The following is a 17,891-nucleotide window of genomic DNA, read 5'->3' as shown; positions in this document are numbered from 1 at the left end:
GCCTTGGAACGAGTTACGATTTTTCAACCTGAACTGAAGACCTGATCCTTCAGAGAGCCCGCCTGCCTTACTATCTAAGAAAGAGGCGGTTCGTTCCGTTCGCAGAGCTGATGCGTTGGCGCATTTGCAACGTTAACGACTCGAACTCAAGTGCCTCTGATGAGTTTAATAAAGTCTGGCGATCGCGCCGCAAATGCCAAGGAATGGCAGACAGGGAATGTCATGGGCAAGAGCGAGCAGAAATCTCTCAAGCCTGACGATGACGAAATACGCGATTGGACGGAGTCCATCGCGTCCGTCATCGCGTTCGAAGGCACGGGGCGTGCGGATGATATTCTGAAGGAAGTCGTCGAGCGCGCCCGTCGGAGTGGCGCGGCGCTGCCGTTCGCATCGAGCACGGCCTACATCAACACCATTCCGTCACGGGACGAGATCAAGCATCCGGGTGATCGGGAACTCGAGCACCGCATCGTGGCGGCGATCCGCTGGAACGCGGCAGCGATGGTGGTTCGCGCCAACGCCGAGTCAACGGAGCTTGGCGGCCATATAGCGAGCTATCAGTCGGCGGCAACGCTCTATGAAACCGGCTTTATGCATTTCTGGCGTGCGCCGACGGACGATCATGGCGGCGACCTCATCATGTTTCAGGGGCATTCGTCGCCTGGAATTTATGCTCGCGCGTTTCTCGAAGGGCGACTGACCGAAGATCAACTCGTTCACTTCCGCCGCGAGGTCGGCGGGCGCGGACTGTCGTCCTATCCGCATCCGTGGCTGATGCCGGACTTCTGGCAGTTTCCGACCGTCTCAATGGGTCTAGGTCCGTTGATGGCGATCTATCAGGCGCGCTTCCTGAAATATCTTGAAGATCGTGGTCTCGCGAAAACGGAAGGGCGGAAAGTCTGGGTTTTCTGCGGCGACGGCGAGATGGACGAGCCGGAAAGCCTCGGCGCGATTTCTCTTGCAGGCCGCGAGAAGCTCGACAACCTGATCTTCGTCATCAATTGCAATCTGCAGCGGCTCGACGGTCCCGTTCGCGGCAACGGCAAAATCATCCAGGAGCTGGAGCGTAATTTCCGCGGCGCTGGGTGGAACGTCATCAAGGTCATCTGGGGCTCGCAATGGGACGAACTTCTGTTGCGCGACAAGAGCGGCAAGCTCCGGAAATTGATGGAAGAGTGCGTCGACGGCGAATATCAAGTCTTCAAATCGCGTGACGGCGCTTACATCCGCGAGAACTTCTTCGGCCGGTATCCGGAGACGGCGGCGCTCGTTGCCGACTGGTCGGATGATAAAATCTGGCGGCTCACGCGCGGTGGTCATGATCCGTCGAAAGTTTATTCCGCCTATCATTCCGCCGTCCGGCATAAGGGTCAGCCGACGTGCGTGCTCGCGAAAACCGTCAAGGGTTACGGCATGGGCAACGCGGGCGAAGCGACGATGCTCGCGCACCAGTCCAAGAAAATGGACGTCGATGCGCTGAAGCATTTTCGCAGTCGCTTCAAGGTTCCGATCGACGAAAGCGAGATCGAGAAACTGCCGTTCATCCGCTTTCCGGAAGGCTCGCCCGAGAACGATTATCTGCACAAGACGCGCAAGGCACTCGGCGGTTTTTTACCGACCCGCAGGCGAAAATCGCATTCGCTAGCAGTGCCGGCGCTGTCAACTTTCGAGATGCAACTCAAGGGCTCGGAAGGGCGCGAGATTTCGACGACGATGGCGTTCGTGCGCATTCTGACGACGTTGATGCGCGACAAGGAACTCGGCCGACGCATCGTGCCGATCGTGCCTGACGAAAGCCGGACGTTCGGCATGGAAGGCATGTTCCGGCAGTTCGGCATCTTCAGTCAGGTCGGGCAGCTGTATCGTCCGCAGGATGCGGATCAGCTGATGTTCTACAAAGAAGACAAGACCGGACAGATGCTGCAGGAGGGCATCAACGAGGCGGGTGCGATGGCGTCGTGGATCGCAGCCGCAACGAGCTATTCGACCTCGAACGTGCCGATGGTGCCGTTCTATATTTTCTATTCGATGTTCGGTTTTCAGCGTGTGGGCGATCTCGCGTGGGCGGCGGGCGATGAGCGCTGCCGCGGATTTCTGCTCGGCGGCACGTCGGGGCGCACAACGCTCAACGGCGAAGGTTTGCAGCACGAGGACGGCCATAGCCATATCCTCTCGGCGACAGTGCCGAACTGCGTCTCCTACGATCCGACGTTCGGATACGAAGTTGCGGTGATCATTCAGAACGGTCTGCAGCGCATGCTCGCGGATCAGGAGGACGTGTTCTTCTATCTGACGCTGCTCAACGAGAACTATGAGCATCCCGCGATGCCTGACGGTGTCGAGGGCGGCATCATCAGGGGCATGTATCTGTTCAAGGCTGCGCCGGAAAATACCACTCGCCACAAGGTTCAGCTGATGGGCTCGGGGGCGATCCTGCGCGAGGCGATCGCGGCGGCCGATCTTCTGCGTGACGATTGGGATGTCGAAGCCGACATCTGGAGCGTCACGAGTTTTACCGAGCTTGCGCGCGAAGCTTACGACGCGGAACGCTGGAACCTGCTGCATCCGGAAGAGACGCCGCGCGTTCCTTACGTGTCGCAAAAGATCTCCGAGCGCGGCGACGGGCCGGTGATCGCGTCGACCGATTACATGAAGCTTTACGCCAATCAGATCCGGTCGTTCGTGCCGAACCGCTATCGCGTGCTTGGAACCGACGGCTTCGGCCGCTCGGACTATCGGCGGACGCTGCGCGCGTTCTTCGAGATCGACCGGCACTTCATCGCGGTGGCGGCACTCAAGTCGCTCGCCGATGAAAACAAAATTGCATCGATCAAGGTGACTGAAGCGCTTCGCAAATATCAGATCGATCCCGACAAGCCGAACCCGGCCCGCAGCTGACCGACAGGCGAATGAAATGCCGCTGATAGACGTCAAGGTTCCCAATATCGGTGATTTCGACAACGTGCCGGTTGTCGAAATTCAGGTGAAGGCGGGCGACGAAGTGAAGGTCGACGATCCGCTGATCACGCTCGAAAGCGATAAGGCGGCGATGGATGTGCCGTCGCCGCAGCAGGGAAAAGTCGCGGAAATTCTTGTTGGCATCGGCGACAAGGTCAGCGAGGGCAGCGCGATCATTCGATTGGACGTTTCTTCTAACGGCAACGGAAAATCGAAAGATAAACCCGCGAGCGATGATGGGGACGCTGATCGTGACGCGCCAGCGGCAAGTGAAAAAGGGCTTCCTCAAGCTAATGATGAGACGCCGTCCGAAGCTGCGAAGTTCGAGACGAAAGACGGTGACTTGCCTGCGCCCAAGGACTTTGGCTCCGTGCATGCGAGCCCATCGGTGCGGCGGACCGCGCGTGAGCTTGGCGTCGATCTCACGAAAATTTCCGGCACCGGTGAGAAGGGGCGCATCACCAAGGAGGACGTAAAGAAATACATCGCGCGCAGTGATGGCGGCGGTAGCCTAGGCATTCCCGAAATTCCAGCGCAGGACTTCGCAAAATACGGACCTGTCGAAACTAGGCCGATGTCGCGATTGAAGCGTCTGACCGGCCCGAATCTGCATCGCGCCTGGCTCAACGTGCCGCATGTCACGAACGCCGACGAGGCCGACATCACGGATCTTGAAGGCTATCGCAAGGAACTCGATGCTGACGCGAAGCACAAAGGCTATCGCGTGACGCTGGTTGCGTTTCTGCTGAAGGCGGCGGTTTCCGCCTTGAAGGAATTTCCCGACGTCAACGCTTCGCTGTCGCCATCGAAAGACGCGCTGATCCTCAAGCGCTACTACAATATTGGCGTTGCGGTCGACACGCCGGACGGCCTTGTGGTTCCGGTCATTCGCGATGTGGACCGTAAAGGCGTTCTCGAACTCAGCCAGGAACTGGCGGCTGTCTCGGCGCGCATGCGCGAAGGCAAGATCACGCCAACGGATATCAGCGGCGGCACGTTCTCGATTTCGAGCCTCGGCGGGATCGGCGGCACGACGTTCACACCGATCGTCAATGCACCCGAAGTCGCGATCCTCGGCGCCGTTCGCGCGAAGATGCAGCCCGTCTGGGACGGAGCCGCTTTCCAGCCGCGACTGATGCTGCCGCTGTGCCTGTCGTACGATCATCGCGCCGTCGATGGTGCGTCGGCCGCGCGCTTTCTGCGCAAGATTTGCGGGGCGCTCGCCGATGTGCGTCAGCTGGTTCTGTAAGGAATGAGAATGCGATGAGCGCAGAAAGCACGCGGGAGCCGGACCACACCTGCGATGTCGTCGTGCTCGGTGCGGGGCCGGGGGGCTATTCCGCGGCGTTTCGTGCGGCCGATCTTGGCGCGCGCGTGATCCTTATTGACCGCTGGCCTGTGCTTGGCGGCGTTTGCCTGAATGTCGGCTGCATTCCTTCCAAAGCGTTGCTGCATACCGCTTTCATTATCGACGCGGCGCGCAGGTTGGCGGCACACGGCGTGGCATTCGCAAATCCTGAGATCGATCTCAAAAAGCTCGCCGGGCACAAGGATGCCGTCGTCAAGAAGTTGACCAACGGACTCGCTGCGATGGCCAAGGCGCGGAAGGTCATCGTTCTGCAAGGAACCGGGACGTTTTCCGATCCTCATCATCTCGTCGTTACGACCGCAGACCATCACGTAGCGCACGTGCGATTTGACAATGCGATCATCGCGGCGGGCTCGGAAGCGGTCACATTGCCGTTCCTGCCGGATGATCCGCGTATCGTCGATTCAACCGGCGCGCTGGAGTTGCGACAGATCCCGAAGCGGATGCTCGTGATCGGCGGCGGTATCATCGGGCTTGAAATGGCGACTGTCTATTCGACACTCGGCGCGCGCATCGACGTCGTCGAAGCGCTCGACGGGGTGATGCTCGGCGCCGATCGCGATCTTGTCTCAGTATGGCAGAAAGCGAATGCGCGGCGCTTTGATCGTGTGATGACGCAAACAAAGGTCGTTGCCGCCGATGCCAAGGCGGATGGCATTCATGTCCGCTTTGAGGGCAAGAATGCGCCGGAAGAGGCGCTCGCCTATGATCTTGTTCTCGTCGCGGTCGGGCGAAGACCGAACAGCATGCTGATCGGCGCCGACAAAGCGGGAGTCGCCGTCACCGAGCGCGGTTTCATTTCCGTCGACAAGCAGATGCGGACGAACGTGGAACACATCTTCGCAATCGGTGACGTCGCGGGCGAACCGATGCTTGCGCACAAAGCTGTTCACGAGGGGCATGTCGCGGCTGAGAACGCCGCCGGGAGGACGAGCTTTTTCGATGCGCGTCAGTTTCCTTCCGTCGCCTACACGGACCCTGAAATTGCGTGGTCAGGCGTTACCGAAATCGAGGCGAAGCGTCAGGGGATCTCTTATCGTAAAGCCGTGTTCCCGTGGGCGGCATCCGGACGTGCCATCGCCAACGGACGGGACGACGGTCTGACGAAACTTCTATTCGACACCGAGACGCAGCGTATTATCGGCGGCGGCATCGTGGGGATCGAAGCGGGAAATCTGATTTCGGAAATTTGTCTCGCGATCGAGATGGGCGCCGATGCGATCGATATCGGCAAGACGATCCATCCGCATCCGACGCTTTCGGAAAGCGTCGGAATGGCAGCCGAGGTTTTCGAAGGCGTTTGTACCGATCTGCCGCCGCAAAAGCGAGCGTAGCGCTCTCGGTTTTTAGCGCATCACACCTTTGTAACCGAGAGCGGCATGCGGCTCACAATCGGACCGCTCGCTTTGTCGTGCATTACCGATGACTTCCAGCATGTGCGTGGCTAATGGAAAGCGGATGGCTTTGCACGCTGCTATGTGCCGACAGCCGTGATCTCATGGCGGACGATCCCAGGCCCGTAGATGTCGTCGTGCTGGGTTGCGGGAACACCGGCGCCGTCAGCGCTGCGGGATAATTGCTCGCTGGGTTGTGTAGCGACGGGGTCGTCAAAGGTCGCGGGTACATGCTCGGCGACAAAGCCGAAGGTGCCGGGGTAACGCCAAGGCCGGAGCTGCCGGTGCTCGCGCCGTTGCTCGAAGAACCATTTTCCAGAATAGCGTTATAGCTGCTTCCTGGGGCGCCCGGATTTGACGAATTATCAGCGGGATTTGTCGTCGTGCTGCCGGCTCCCGATCCGGGATCAATTATCAACCGCTGCTCGCTTGGCGCAGAGGGATCGAGCCTGCTCGGTTCGACCGGGGATGGGTTGGCGGTGACGGGAGGTTCGGAAGAACCTGTTGTAGTGCTCGAACTTGTTGAGGGCGACGGAGTTAGTGCGCTGCCAGAACCGGATGCTGGCGGCGTTGTTAAATCCGTCGTGCCAGGATTTGTGGTCGTGTCAGGATTTGTGGCTGTTTGGGCCACGGCGGGCGTTGTCGCGATCAGCGACGCTACGGCCATCATGTAAATGCGAGAGTTCATGGGCTACCTCCGCTAACCCCCGTCGACAAATTAAACAGCAGTCGGTGTGCACGGTTCCTTGAGGTCGCGGAAGACTTTACCGGTCGCGAGCGCAAGAGCTTGCCGCCGGCACGCTGTGTTCCCACATGCAAGGCTCCCGAATACTTTTAGTTTTGAACGACGGAACGAACATCAAACTGGAAATTGTCCGTATACGTCTTGCATCATCGGATATAATATCGTTGTGTAAATCGAGGTTCCAATTTTTTGCGTTTCCGGGCCGTTCGATGATGGCCTCCTTGCGCGTCGTGCGAGGAAAAGCTGCTGTGCCTTTGCTGTTTGGTCTTGCTGATTGCGTTGCCCTTTGGCGGGCTTAAACGTCACTGAGAATTGAAGGTTTGCACGATGCTTAGTCCACGGCAAAGTAACGGCTCAGGTGCTGGATCTGAGACGAAGCTGTCGGCGCAGGAGATCGACGACATCCTTGCAGAAGCGATGGCTGTCGACGAACTGCTTCAGAAGAAGCGCCCGGGACCGTACGATGTCGTGCTTGCGCTTTCGGCCTACGTGTCTGCGCCACTAAAGAGAGAGAACGAGACGCCGTAAGGATTCCGTTGCTCGCCGCCCGTCATCCCCGCGCCTGGGTAAGGGAATTGTGATGATACGGATTTGTAATGTGCGGGAAGGGACCGTTAGTCGGCTTACGACGCGCCGCGCTTCGTCGTTCCAATTAACCTGTCCAACAAGAGAACCAAATTATTTGCCTGCGCGTTGTGATATGCTGACCTGACTCGGCCAGGGCAACTTTCGACAAAGCGCACATGGCAAAAGACAAACTGGCAATCGCCCTTGGAGGCGGCGCCGCCCGCGGTTGGGCCCACATCGGAGCGCTTCGCGCTCTTGCCGAAGCCGGTCTCAAACCTGACATCGTGGTTGGTACGTCAATCGGTGCAATCGTCGGAGGCCATTATGCTGGTGGCCGCCTCGATCAGCTCGAAGATTTCGCGCGCAGCCTCACGCGCCGCCGCGTTTTCGGATATCTCGATCTGAGCGTATCCGGATCGGGGTTGATCGCAGGCGAACGTCTATTCTCGCGGTTTGACGAGCATCTCACGGGATTGCGCGTCGAAACATTGCCAACCAAGTTCGCCGCGATCGCGACAGACCTTTCTACCGGACATGAAATCTGGCTGCGTCGCGGGAATGTTAACGACGCCGTGCGCGCGTCTTCAGCAATTCCTGGCATTGTTCGCCCCGTCAAATTGAATGGACGTTGGCTGATCGACGGCTGCCTGGTCAATCCGATCCCCGTTTCCGTTTGCCGCGCGTTGGGCGCGAGAACGGTGATCGCCATCAATCTGACGAGCGAGTTCGGCCGTGGTGGCATTCTCGTCGATGACGATGTCGAGGAGGCCGAGATCGCGCCCGTTGCCGAGGACGTTGCGCCGATCACGCGGTGGAACGGCAAAGGGGCCTTGCAGCTTCTGCATCGCCAAATCTTCGGACATCAAAAAGAAGCGGCGCCGGGAATTACGTCGGTCATCCTGAACTCCTTCAGCATATTCCACGATCGTATCGCCCGCGCGCGGCTGATGGGCGATCCGCCGGATCTGTTGATTGCGCCCGATCTTGCTCGTATCGGCGTTCTCGATTTTCATCGTGCCGACGAATTGATCGCGGCTGGTCGCGCCGCCATCGAGCCGCATCTGCCGATGGTCGAGCGCTATCTGAGCGAACCGGCGAACACCAGCATTCAAGGGCGATTTTTCGCGTCCTGATGTTGGCGCAATCCGCCTTCGAAAACAGCCCGTGATTTCCGATAGCGCGTTGGGCGACGTACTTTTTTGTCCTCGGCCCATTTCAACGAGCGTGATGACAGCGATCGCGATGAGACGAGCACAAAAAGCGCGTGCGCTCGGGGCTTTTTGTTTCTCTGGAACGGCTGCTGGCGATGGCAGTTCTGCAATGATGGCTGAACAGTTCAAAGGTTATGTTATGAAAAAACTGATGACAGCGGCTGTCGCGTTGATGGTTTTCGGCGCGGGGCCTGCTCTGGCGGCCTCGTCGAGTTCCAGCGGCGGGTCGCGTAGTGGAGCGACCGGATTGCAGACTAATCCCGGCATGCGAAGCGGCACGTCGGGGACCGGCGCCGGCGTGACTGCGCCGAATACCGGCCCAGGAGCCGTTCAGAGCAATCGGACGCCCTATGCTCCGACAGCGCCGCCGGTTCCAGGTAGCGCGCAAGATCCATACGGTAATTCTGCAAGCGGAAATAGCACCGGTACGGGCGGAAGCGCCACCAATCCCAGTCCGACGAGCCCAGGCTCAACGCGCTAAAGCGAGTGAACAACAACTGCGAGCCGATCCAATGATCGGCTCGTTTTGCGTTGCTCTGTGATCGCGTGATCGTGGACTTATCGAGCGTTCGGCTTCGCATCTTGAAGCAGCCGATCGAGGTGGCTGCGAATATGGGCGGCCTGTGCCGGTGTTCCGGCCAACGCTATCGCGCGATCGAAATCAGTTCGGGCTTCCTCGACCCGTCCCAACTGCAAAAGGAAAGCGCCGCGCGCGCCGAAATAATGGAAGTATCCGGACAATGCTTTTTCCAACGGCGCAATCATCGAAAGACCTGCCGATGGGCCATGCAGCTTTGCCACTGCCACAGCGCGATTCAATGTGACGACCGGCGACGGTTGCATTCGTTCTAACGCCGCATAGAGCGCGTCGATGCCAGCCCAATCCGTTTCGGAAAACTGCGCCGCGCGCGCATGCGTTGCGGCGATGGCTGCCTGGACTTGATAAGCTCCGGGCTGGTTGTGGCGCATCGCCTTATCCAATAGCGCGACGCCTTCATTCATCAGATTGTCGTTCCAGAGCGCGCGGTCCTGATCCTCCAGCAGAACGACTTCGCCGTTTTGATCGAAACGCGCAGGCAGGCGCGATTGCTGCAGCAGCATGAGCGCCGTCAGTCCCATGATCTCGGGCTCGGTCTGGAATAGCCGCAAAAGCAATCGCGCCAGCCGAATAGCTTCGTCGCAGAGAGAGGAGCGGCCCGGATCGCCGCCGGCGGTATAGCCTTCGTTGAACAGCAAATAGATCATCGTCGCGACCGCTGCGAGGCGCTCGCTTCTTTCGATGGGGCCGGGGGCATCGAACGGCACATCGGCTTTTGCAATGCGTGCCTTTGCGCGCGTGATGCGTTGCTCCATGGCGGCATCGGAGACGAGAAACGCACGTGCGATCTGCGCGACCGAAAGGCCGGATACGATACGGAGCGCCAGCGCAACCTGCTGCGTCGCTGGCAAGTCGGGATGACAGCAGATGAACAGCAAGCGTAAGACGTCGTCGCGATAGTGGGAGTCATCCAAGCGTTCGACAAGCGGCGCTTCCGCGTCGGTTAGATCCGAAATCAGTTCATCCGGCGGCAGCGTCACGTCGCGACTGCGCTTGCGCGTGCCGTCGAGCGCTGCGTTGCGTCCCACAAGGATCAACCACGCGACCGGATCGCGCGGCGGCCCGTTGCGCGGCCAGTTCTTGAGCGCACGAAGGCATGCCTCCTGATACGCTTCTTCCGCCGTATCCATATCGCGGAAATAGCGCAGCAGCGCGCTGACAGCCTGCGGCCGCGCTGCCGTCAGAGCGCTATTGATCCAGTCGGGGTCGTGAATGACCTGGCTCATTGCTCAGTAGGCCTTGACGCGATCTTTCGAAGCGTTGGGTCGAGATTCCGGCACGTAGAGCGCGATCGGACGGATTTCGTAAACGCTCGTCGGATTGGCTGCGGAAAGCTGACGCGCAACGTCGAGCGCCGCTTCGAGATCGGGAACGTCGATGACGTAAAATCCGAGAAGCTGCTCTTTCGTCTCGGCGAAGGGGCCGTCGATTACCATGTCCGGGGCACGCAGCGTCGTGGCTGTCGTGGTCGGCAAGAGCCGGAGCGCCGGGCCGAGTTTGCCTTCTTGCACGAGCTTTTCGTGCACGACGTTCAGGCGGCTCATCACCGCCTCGTCTTCGGCCTTGCTCCAGGACCACACGACGTCTTCCTTGTTGTAGCAGAGCAGCGTGTAGAGCATGGTTTCTCCTTTTCCGCGTTTCGAGGACGGCCGAGAGCGTACCGCTCCGACAAACTGTCCTGTCTTTCTTCTAAAAACGCGGTAGGCGGCATTTCGGAGGCCGCTGCCCCGTAGAAATCGACAAGAAGTATGCGACCGTTGTCGGATCGGCGGCATGCCGGGCGTCTTCATGGCATGAGGCGTGGCGATGATGCGGCTCGCGCGCTGGAACCGAAGGAGGAATGCCTGTGTCTGAGAAACTGAAAACAGCGTCGACGTCGACGAACACTGTCCGGTTGCATCGCGTCTTCGCGGCCAAGCCCGAGAAAGTCTACCGGGCGTTCCTCGATGCCGCCGCCATGGCCAAATGGCTGCCGCCCTACGGCTTTACGTGCACTGTCCATCACCTGGAGCCGAGCGTCGGCGGCACGTTCAAAATGTCGTTTGCCAATTTCACAACGGGGAACGAGCATTCGTTCGGCGGAGAATATCTCGAACTCGTTCCCAATGAGCTCGTGCGTTACACGGATCAGTTCGACGATCCGAATTTGCCCGGCACCTTGCATGTGACGATCGCCTTGAAGGCGGTTTCGGTCGGCACCGAAGTCAACATCGAGCAGTCCGGGCTGCCGGCCGTCATTCCGCTCGAAGCGTGTTACATCGGCTGGCAGCAGTCGCTTGATCAACTCGCGCGACTCGTCGAGCCGGATATTTCCGAGTGATGCGATGGGTCGTCGCTCAGCGGCGAGCTTCGCGGACGTCGGCAATCGAAGTATTGAATTGCCGAGTTTGGGAGAAGTAATTGGTGCCGGCTGTAGGATTTGAACCTACGACCCCCTGATTACAAATCAGGTGCACTACCACTGTGCTAAGCCGGCGCAACCCGTGCACGGGCATCCGTTCGAGGCGACGGGCGAGACCTCGCGCATTGAGGTTTCGATGTCAACCGCGGCGCGCTTTCAGGCGGATCAAACCGGGGGGATCAATAGGCAGGAGCCGGTTCCCTCTTTTCGTTCGCGTCGGCGGCGCGGTATTGCTAGGCTGATCGTCGGCGCGCGAAAAGGCGGGCAGGAATGCTACGGCGGCCCGAAATTGCGCACGGCCGAGCCGCCGGTCATGTGCGTTAAGGCGATCTTCAGTTAATCTTGGGCAAACGATTCTGACGCGCTAGGGCTGTGTACGCGCCGCTACGCCATGTCCTTCCGGGAGTATGCCATGCCCACGAAATCCCTGCTCGCCGTGGCCGCAATCGCCGCTGCGCTGTGTGCCGGCGCTCAGGCTGCATCAGCCTTTGACGCCCTACACCGGCCGGACCTCAGACAACACGAGTTCGACCCGGGCCGGGCGGACGCGCTCGACGATTATTATCACTATTATTATGATCCGCGCGGATACTATCCCTACTACAACTCAGGCGAGTGGGGGCCGCGCCGGGTCAATCGCTTCCGCGGTCACCTGCCGCCGTATTACGGGGCATGGGGTGCGAACAAGCGCAACTACCGGCATGTCGAATGGCATCGGCGCCATTACGGCGGTCATCGCCGGGGCGACTGGTAAGCCGTTCATCTGCCGTACGGAATTATGCCACGGGGCGGCCGCAAGCTCCGCGTGATCGTGCCGTATTTCAGTGTTTCTTAGAACCTCATCGGTACTGAGAGATTCGAGCCGCACATGGGCATAGAACCGGGCATCGCGGATGATGCGCGGCCGTCGCGGCACCAGGAGGGCCAATAATGAAACGATTTGTACATGGATTGATGGCGCTTGCGGTTGCCGGCGGCATGGCATTGGCGGCAGCGCCGAGTGCTGAAGCTCGCGGGCGTGACGTTGGCGTCGGCATCGCGGCGGGCATTATCGGTCTCGGCGTCGGTGCCGCGATCGCGGACAGTGCACGCGGACCGCGCTACTATTCGCGCTATGACGACCGCTGCTACCGCGGACCGGAGCGCTGCCACCGCACGCCGCGCCGCTGCTTCGAAAACGAATTCGGCGACACGATCTGCCGCGGCGGCAGGTATATCTGCGACCGCCCGCTGATCTGCGACTGACACGTCAGCCGATTACGAATGCGATGAGCCGGTGCGAGTCTTCGCACCGGCTTTTTCATTTCCGGCGTGCGCGCATGGCGGCGTAGAGCGCGATGGCGGCCGCATTCGAGACGTTGAGGCTGGCGACAGGGCCGTCCGTCGAAATTTTCGCGAGGGTATCGCACGTCTTGCGTGTCAGCTCTCGGAGGCCCTTGCCTTCGGAGCCCATCACGAGCGCCGTCGGTCGCGACCAGTCGAGATCCTCGATTGCGGTTTCGGCCTCGCCGTCCAGGCCGACGAGCGCAAAGCCCGCCTCGCGCAGTTCTTCCAAGGCACGCGCAAGATTTGCGACCAGCGCGACGGGAATGAGTTCCAGTGCGCCGGAAGCGGATTTCGCCAGGACGCCGTTGAGCGGCGGGCTATGGCGATGCGTCATCACGAGACCGCTCGCGCCGAACACAGCCGATGATCTCAGGATCGCGCCGACGTTATGGGGATCGGTCACCTGATCGAGCACGATCAGCGGCCGGCCATCGGAGACGCGCGCCAGCTCGTCCCAATCCGGCTCCGGCAACGGCTCGGTTTCGAGCGCCACGCCCTGATGCACCGTATCGGGACCAAGAAGGCGGTCCAAGTCGCGCGGCGTCACGCGGTCGATTTTCGCGGCTATGGGGCCGACGGCCTCGATCAGCCGGCGTTCGGCATTTTCCGTCAGCATGAGGCGATGGACGCGCCGTTGAGGGTTCTTCAGCGCCGCTTCGACGGCGTGCAGGCCGAAGAGCAGGAGCGGCCCTTCGGCGTGCTCTCCGGATGAGCTTGCCGGTCCGCCTCTGTGCGGCGTTTTTGCGCGTGGGGGTCTGCCGGAGCGTTGGCCGCCTGATGCCGAGAAGCGATTTTTGTCGCGCCACGGCTTTTTGAAATGGTCCTTGGACAGGGTGTTTCTCGCGAATGTGTGGTTTAACCGGCCGGACGCGCCTGTCGCCGTGAGAATTCAGGGCGGCTGCCGCGTGTCCCGGCGGAAGGCTGCGAAGGCGTAACTGTTAGACCTTGCAGCTTTTCCGATTGACAGGAAAGGCCCTCGTGAAGATAACGCGGGCGGAGGCCCTGCCTTGATCGGCGGGGCGCTTTCATTTGGACTGGGCACGCGCCACAGGCCATGGAGAGGTGCCCGAGTGGCTAAAGGGGACGGACTGTAAATCCGTTGGCTTCGCCTACGCTGGTTCGAATCCAGCCCTCTCCACCAAGACCCCGTCTGTCAGCGTCGATTGACGTCGGCTGGTGAGAAGAATACCCCAATAAAATCAAGGAAAGTTGCTCTCCGACGTCTATTGGCGTCGGCGCAAATCGCCTACCATCGGCCTCGCGTTTGTGGACCAATTTGTGGACCCAGGGATGCCGAAAACAACTCATCGCTTGAATACTATCTCTGCTTCGAACATCAAAAAGGCAGGCCTTTATCCGGACGACGCTGGGCTGTATCTGAGGGTGAAGCCAAGCGGCGCACGCTCGTGGGTCTTCCGGTACATGCACGATCGCAAGCCGAGGTATCTCGGGCTCGGCTCTGCCGCTTCGGTTAGTCTTGCAACCGCGCGCTCATTGGTTGGTGATGCACGCCGCCTGCTTGACCTCGGTCAGGACCCGATTGAGGCGAAGCGAGTAGCGGAAAGGGAAGCCGCCGCCGACAAGGCTCGTTCGATGACTTTTGAGGAATGCGCCGAAGCTTACATGGCCGCTTCTCCAGGGCGCGACGTGCTTGGTAGCCATGGCCTGGGATATACCCGTGCACTTCGCTTTTACTGAGGAATATCGGTTATCGATACCGTCGCGGTGCGGCCAACGATTAATTTGAGATCTTCAGGCACCGTATCAAGATTGATCCGCACGGGCACCCGTTGCGCGAGACGCACCCATGAGAAGGTCGGATTGACGTTCGCGAGCAAGTTGGAGCCATCCGATCTTTCGCGATCTTCAATACCAGCTGCGATGCTTTGCACGTGTCCGTCGAGTTTCCCGCCATAACCCATCAGCCGCACGGTGGCCGCGTCACCAACATGGATACGTTCAAGCTTAGTTTCTTCAAAATAGCCCTCCACACGGAGGGTGTCGCTACCGATCAACGCCAGGACGCCCTTGCCCTGCAGGACATATACACCGGGCTGCAGTGTCGTGTTGGTGACCCAGCCGTTGACGGAGGCCTTGATCGATGAGCGTTCGAGGTTGAGTTTGGCGAGGTCGCGATCCGCGATGGCGCGGGCGAGGTCAGCACGTGCCTGGAGCGCTGCCGACTTCGCCGCTTCTTTCTTCTGCTGCGAGGTTGCCGCCTCGCTCAGGTTTGAGTAGCGCTCATAGTCGGCGTCAAGCTGCTCGGTGGCCGCCCTCTTGCCGTCGACCGCGGCTTCGGCTTGGCGCAAGGCAATGTCGAACCGATCTGGATCGACTCGGAACAGAACATCGCCGATCTTGACCTTCTGGTTGTCCTTGACGAGTACTTCAGTCACCAGGCCAGAGACGTCTGGAGCTACACCCACCACATCGGCGCGGACGCGTCCATCACGCGTCCAGGGCGCGTTGAGATAATAGTCCCACAGCGCCGAGCCGACGACGACTGCAACCGCAACCACGGCAAGGGTCATGAGGACGCGAAGCGCGCCATGAGAACCGTTTCTCAGTGATAGGTTCGTCATTTGAGAGTTCTCGCTGTTGCAATCACAACGCCGACCGTGATCACGTAGAGGGCGATATCAAACAATGGCCGGTGCCAGACGTAGGTGTAGACGCCAAGCGCCGTCAAAACCCGCCTTAGCAATAGGAGGACCACAAAGGCGAACACCATCCACACAAGCAGGCTTGGGAGAAACACACCATACAGGTCGATCTCTTCCATCATGGCGAAGCCTCGGGTCCTTCAGCCGTCGACGACCTCTCCTTGAAAGCCGGTGAGTCGGGAAAGAGCCCGCGCCGGAGGCCTACAAGACCGAGGATTGCCTCCCGGACGACCTCCGTCTGATGCTCATTGAGTAAAACGCGTATGGCACGATCGATCTTAGAGAGCTGCACTTGACAACCTTGCTGCGCATCCGAACGAAGATACTCCGCCATTGCGTCAAGGACGTCGCCGATTGCCTCACGGCCGGCTAGCGGGAGGTCACGGCGCACCCGCCGAATTTCAACGAGATTGATTCCGCTGCGCACTTCGGCAAGGAGATCCGCCGTCCACCCTGCATCGTCAGGCGGAAGCGCCGCCAAACGAGGTGCGATAAGTCCCACTCGGTCAAGCATAAGCGCGGCAAGCTCGAGCCCATGATTTGAGCCACCGTGCATGGCGGAGTCTGCGAGGGTATCGCGATTTATGCGTCTTAATCGATGGGCACTCCACGCAGTGCCGACCGATCGCACTAGCTGAACGATGATGGCCGATACCCACATGCCGATAATGATGGCGATAGCCGAGTTGGCAAACGGCGTGAAATCCCCGATCGCGCCGTTCTGGATGGCTATCATGCTTCCACCATTGACAACGACGCCGGTTGCGAAAGGTGCCGTTCGCGGTTGTGCCATGAACAGGCCGCAGGGTATGAGCCAGGGCGCCAACGCGAGGATCAGCATTTCAAATCCCGTGGCATGCGGAAGAACGGCGAATAGGTAGAGCCCGGCAAAAACAGCGCCGAGGATGGCGGAATTGGCGAAGCTTACGATATAGGGCACGGGATCGTCGAAGGTGGCGAAAAAACAGCACGCGACTGCTGCCATCATCGGGGCCGCGGACCCATCCGGCCAGGCCGTTTCAATCCAAATGACACAAGTCACGAGGATCGACAGGAAAACACCGACGGCTGATAACAATGCCATGCCGTGATCACGATGGCGGATGGACCGGGCACGAGCGGTATAGCTGAACGCGGGCTTATCCGCGAAAGCTTTGCGGTCGCTAAGGATATGTTGAAGTTGTCTAGTATCCTGTCGAAGATCAATAAAGTCCCGTAAGCGTCGGAGCAAACTGGCTTCCAACAGGGCAGCCCAGGTTGAGGACGCGTCGAGCTTAGGTTCGAGTTTCTCACATCGCTGCCGCAAATCATTTGCCAGCTGGCGATCCGTTAAGTCTGATCGTAGCCACCACGCGGCATCAGACAGGAGTGCACGTATGCGTTCACTCAGAGCGCCAATGCTTTCCAACACTTGGATGCGATCGGAGATCGATGACGCGATCGGAAGAAACATCAGCATGTGCTGTCGCAGGACAGCCATGGCCTCATCGGACCCCTTGATACCCGCCATCTCGTAGCGCAGTGATGTGGCGAGGCTATCTAAAGCTATAGCTTCAGAGGCAAGCTTAAGCCGCTCAGTTTGGGTATCAATGGCCCAACTATTCCGCTGGAAGATATCTATCACCCATGCGCGAGCGTTTAGAATCCAATTGTCGAGCCTCGTCGAAATGAGAGGAAGTGCCGATTGAGGGAAGACGGCAATGGATACAAGGCTCGCACACAGAATGCCGAGCGTAATCTCTTCAACCCTAGAAACTGCTGTGTCGAAAATTGTTCCCGGAGCATCGACGGAGGGAAATCCAATGATGCCGAGTGTATAGCCCGCGAGCATCAACACGTAGCTGCGAGGTGTGCGGTCGAGAAGCGAAAAATAGAGACAGAGAGCGACCCAGAGTGCGATGGCGAGACAAAGAAGTGTCGGCGCATTCACAAGGTTCGGTATGAGAATGATACTAACAGTTGCCCCGAGCAGGGTCCCTAAAACTCGAAACAAGGCCTTCGATTGAGTTGCGCCCGAGAGCACTTGGCTTGTGATGTAAACTGTGGTCAGGGCCCAATAGGGTCGCGAGAGATCGAACCAGAACGCAAGATAGAGTGCAGCGATCGCGGCGCAGAATGTCTTAATTGCGAAGCACCAATCACGCCAGCCTGGGATTTCGATCATGACTCTGCGGATCGCTGCTCGTATGCGTGCCCTGAAAGTAGACCCGAGCGTCGTTGCTGAATTGTTGCGGCGCGATGATACCAGTTTCCTTGCATCAGGCAAACAAACCAACATCGCCGCCATGCCGCCGGCGCCTGGACGAGCAGCCAGGCAAAGCGGTTTCTCAATTATACTGCCTCCCATGGCGGCGACATTGCGGCCGCCGAATTCATGAACGAGCCGACTTGGGCGGCGATGGGGGGCGCCTGCCGGCTATGACGCAGCAGCCTACGGACGCGACTTCAAAATCTTCCATGCCTTCGCCAAGCAGGCCGCGCTGACATGCAAATCCTCGGTCCCGGCTCGGTCGGCGAAGTCAATGCGGACTGGGCCGTTGCCTCCGGCTATGATGGCAGTGTGATGCTGCTCAAATCACATGACTTGCTGGCCGCTTCCGGCCCCGTTCAAGCCGCTCGTTGCAGCGGTGCGCGAATGAGGTCGGATGCGCAGCGCGCA

At 59.5% G+C, this 17,891-nt stretch carries 16 protein-coding genes and 2 tRNA genes; 11 read left to right on the top strand and 7 right to left on the bottom strand.

Going from position 1 to position 17,891, the window contains the following annotated elements; genetic code table 11:
* The first annotated feature begins 222 nt into the window (after positions 1-222).
* The 6 genes from aceE (at position 223) to HYPGJ_RS09270 (ending at position 8,166) form a co-directional block, all read left to right on the top strand.
* Positions 223-2,898, top strand: a complete 2,676-nt coding sequence (gene aceE / locus HYPGJ_RS09295; RefSeq protein ID WP_046846964.1) for a pyruvate dehydrogenase (acetyl-transferring), homodimeric type — start codon at positions 223-225, stop codon at positions 2,896-2,898.
* 16 nt (positions 2,899-2,914) lie between these two features.
* Entirely contained in the window at positions 2,915-4,207 is a 1,293-nt protein-coding gene (locus tag HYPGJ_RS09290) for a 2-oxo acid dehydrogenase subunit E2 (protein WP_046846963.1), read from the top strand.
* A 14-nt stretch (positions 4,208-4,221) separates the two neighbouring features.
* Positions 4,222-5,661, top strand: coding sequence for a dihydrolipoyl dehydrogenase (gene lpdA / locus HYPGJ_RS09285; protein WP_046846962.1), 1,440 nt, complete (start codon positions 4,222-4,224; stop codon positions 5,659-5,661).
* Between the two features lie 443 nt (positions 5,662-6,104).
* Positions 6,105-6,395, top strand: a complete 291-nt coding sequence (locus tag HYPGJ_RS09280; RefSeq protein ID WP_046846961.1) for a hypothetical protein — start codon at positions 6,105-6,107, stop codon at positions 6,393-6,395.
* A gap of 398 nt (positions 6,396-6,793) precedes the next feature.
* Positions 6,794-6,994, top strand: a complete 201-nt coding sequence (locus tag HYPGJ_RS09275; RefSeq protein ID WP_046848262.1) for a hypothetical protein — start codon at positions 6,794-6,796, stop codon at positions 6,992-6,994.
* A gap of 215 nt (positions 6,995-7,209) precedes the next feature.
* A complete protein-coding gene (locus HYPGJ_RS09270; protein ID WP_046846960.1) occupies positions 7,210-8,166 on the top strand; it encodes a patatin-like phospholipase family protein in 957 nt (318 codons plus the stop codon).
* Positions 8,167-8,802: 636 nt separating this feature from the next.
* Here HYPGJ_RS09270 and HYPGJ_RS09265 read toward each other — a convergent pair.
* On the bottom strand, positions 8,803-10,068 hold the full coding sequence (locus tag HYPGJ_RS09265) for an RNA polymerase sigma factor (protein ID WP_046846959.1): 1,266 nt from the start codon (positions 10,066-10,068) through the stop codon (positions 8,803-8,805).
* A gap of 3 nt (positions 10,069-10,071) precedes the next feature.
* Positions 10,072-10,461, bottom strand: coding sequence for a YciI family protein (locus tag HYPGJ_RS09260; protein ID WP_046846958.1), 390 nt, complete (start codon positions 10,459-10,461; stop codon positions 10,072-10,074).
* A 227-nt stretch (positions 10,462-10,688) separates the two neighbouring features.
* On the opposite strand from HYPGJ_RS09260, the gene HYPGJ_RS09255 reads away from it, so the two are divergent.
* Complete coding sequence (locus HYPGJ_RS09255) at positions 10,689-11,162, top strand: SRPBCC family protein (RefSeq protein WP_244466066.1); 474 nt, start codon at positions 10,689-10,691, stop codon at positions 11,160-11,162.
* 81 nt (positions 11,163-11,243) lie between these two features.
* On the opposite strand, the gene HYPGJ_RS09250 is transcribed toward HYPGJ_RS09255, so the two are convergent.
* A tRNA-Thr gene (locus HYPGJ_RS09250) sits at positions 11,244-11,318 on the bottom strand.
* Between the two features lie 337 nt (positions 11,319-11,655).
* On the opposite strand from HYPGJ_RS09250, the gene HYPGJ_RS09240 reads away from it, so the two are divergent.
* Entirely contained in the window at positions 11,656-11,997 is a 342-nt protein-coding gene (locus tag HYPGJ_RS09240; protein WP_046846955.1) for a hypothetical protein, read from the top strand.
* Positions 11,998-12,173: 176 nt separating this feature from the next.
* The gene (locus tag HYPGJ_RS09235) at positions 12,174-12,488 is read left to right on the top strand and encodes a hypothetical protein (protein ID WP_046846954.1); all 315 of its coding nucleotides are present in this window, start codon (positions 12,174-12,176) and stop codon (positions 12,486-12,488) included.
* A 55-nt stretch (positions 12,489-12,543) separates the two neighbouring features.
* Here HYPGJ_RS09235 and rlmB read toward each other — a convergent pair whose 3' ends face one another.
* Positions 12,544-13,239 carry a 23S rRNA (guanosine(2251)-2'-O)-methyltransferase RlmB gene (gene rlmB / locus HYPGJ_RS09230; protein WP_280136169.1) on the bottom strand — a complete coding sequence of 232 codons (696 nt, stop codon included), beginning with the start codon at positions 13,237-13,239 and terminating at the stop codon, positions 12,544-12,546.
* 386 nt (positions 13,240-13,625) lie between these two features.
* On the opposite strand from rlmB, the gene HYPGJ_RS09225 reads away from it, so the two are divergent.
* Positions 13,626-13,710, top strand: a tRNA-Tyr gene (locus HYPGJ_RS09225).
* A 68-nt stretch (positions 13,711-13,778) separates the two neighbouring features.
* Positions 13,779-14,267: an Arm DNA-binding domain-containing protein gene (locus HYPGJ_RS09220; protein WP_244466065.1), complete on the top strand. Its 489-nt coding sequence runs from the start codon at positions 13,779-13,781 to the stop codon at positions 14,265-14,267.
* On the opposite strand, the gene HYPGJ_RS09215 is transcribed toward HYPGJ_RS09220, so the two are convergent.
* From HYPGJ_RS09215 to HYPGJ_RS09205, 3 genes are read right to left on the bottom strand one after another with little or no spacing between them, the layout of a single operon-like run.
* Positions 14,261-15,100, bottom strand: a complete 840-nt coding sequence (locus HYPGJ_RS09215; RefSeq protein WP_244466064.1) for an HlyD family secretion protein — start codon at positions 15,098-15,100, stop codon at positions 14,261-14,263. The genes HYPGJ_RS09220 and HYPGJ_RS09215 overlap by 7 nt on opposite strands.
* Before the next feature lie 47 nt (positions 15,101-15,147).
* Positions 15,148-15,354, bottom strand: coding sequence for a DUF1656 domain-containing protein (locus HYPGJ_RS09210; RefSeq protein ID WP_046846950.1), 207 nt, complete (start codon positions 15,352-15,354; stop codon positions 15,148-15,150).
* Positions 15,351-17,393: an FUSC family protein gene (locus tag HYPGJ_RS09205; protein WP_046848261.1), complete on the bottom strand. Its 2,043-nt coding sequence runs from the start codon at positions 17,391-17,393 to the stop codon at positions 15,351-15,353. The genes HYPGJ_RS09210 and HYPGJ_RS09205 overlap by 4 nt, the downstream gene beginning before the upstream one ends.
* Between the last annotated feature and the right edge of the window lie 498 nt (positions 17,394-17,891).

This window comes from Hyphomicrobium sp. GJ21 (genome assembly GCF_001006785.1).
Lineage (GTDB): Bacteria > Pseudomonadota > Alphaproteobacteria > Rhizobiales > Hyphomicrobiaceae > Hyphomicrobium_B.
The sequence above is the reverse complement of the archived record's forward strand: the minus strand, read 5'-3'. Positions and strand labels throughout refer to the sequence as shown.

What these genes read in the sequence shown, in the direction of transcription:
- HYPGJ_RS09270 (WP_046846960.1), top strand. Translation starts at nt 7,210, where the DNA reads ATGGCAAAAGACAAACTGGCAATCGCCCTTGGAGGCGGCGCCGCCCGC.
- HYPGJ_RS09275 (WP_046848262.1), top strand. Translation starts at nt 6,794, where the DNA reads ATGCTTAGTCCACGGCAAAGTAACGGCTCAGGTGCTGGATCTGAGACG.
- HYPGJ_RS09215 (WP_244466064.1), bottom strand. Translation starts at nt 15,100, where the DNA reads ATGACCCTTGCCGTGGTTGCGGTTGCAGTCGTCGTCGGCTCGGCGCTG.
- aceE (WP_046846964.1), top strand. Translation starts at nt 223, where the DNA reads ATGGGCAAGAGCGAGCAGAAATCTCTCAAGCCTGACGATGACGAAATA.
- HYPGJ_RS09260 (WP_046846958.1), bottom strand. Translation starts at nt 10,461, where the DNA reads ATGCTCTACACGCTGCTCTGCTACAACAAGGAAGACGTCGTGTGGTCC.
- lpdA (WP_046846962.1), top strand. Translation starts at nt 4,222, where the DNA reads ATGAGCGCAGAAAGCACGCGGGAGCCGGACCACACCTGCGATGTCGTC.
- HYPGJ_RS09240 (WP_046846955.1), top strand. Translation starts at nt 11,656, where the DNA reads ATGCCCACGAAATCCCTGCTCGCCGTGGCCGCAATCGCCGCTGCGCTG.
- HYPGJ_RS09235 (WP_046846954.1), top strand. Translation starts at nt 12,174, where the DNA reads ATGAAACGATTTGTACATGGATTGATGGCGCTTGCGGTTGCCGGCGGC.
- HYPGJ_RS09290 (WP_046846963.1), top strand. Translation starts at nt 2,915, where the DNA reads ATGCCGCTGATAGACGTCAAGGTTCCCAATATCGGTGATTTCGACAAC.
- HYPGJ_RS09210 (WP_046846950.1), bottom strand. Translation starts at nt 15,354, where the DNA reads ATGATGGAAGAGATCGACCTGTATGGTGTGTTTCTCCCAAGCCTGCTT.
- HYPGJ_RS09265 (WP_046846959.1), bottom strand. Translation starts at nt 10,068, where the DNA reads ATGAGCCAGGTCATTCACGACCCCGACTGGATCAATAGCGCTCTGACG.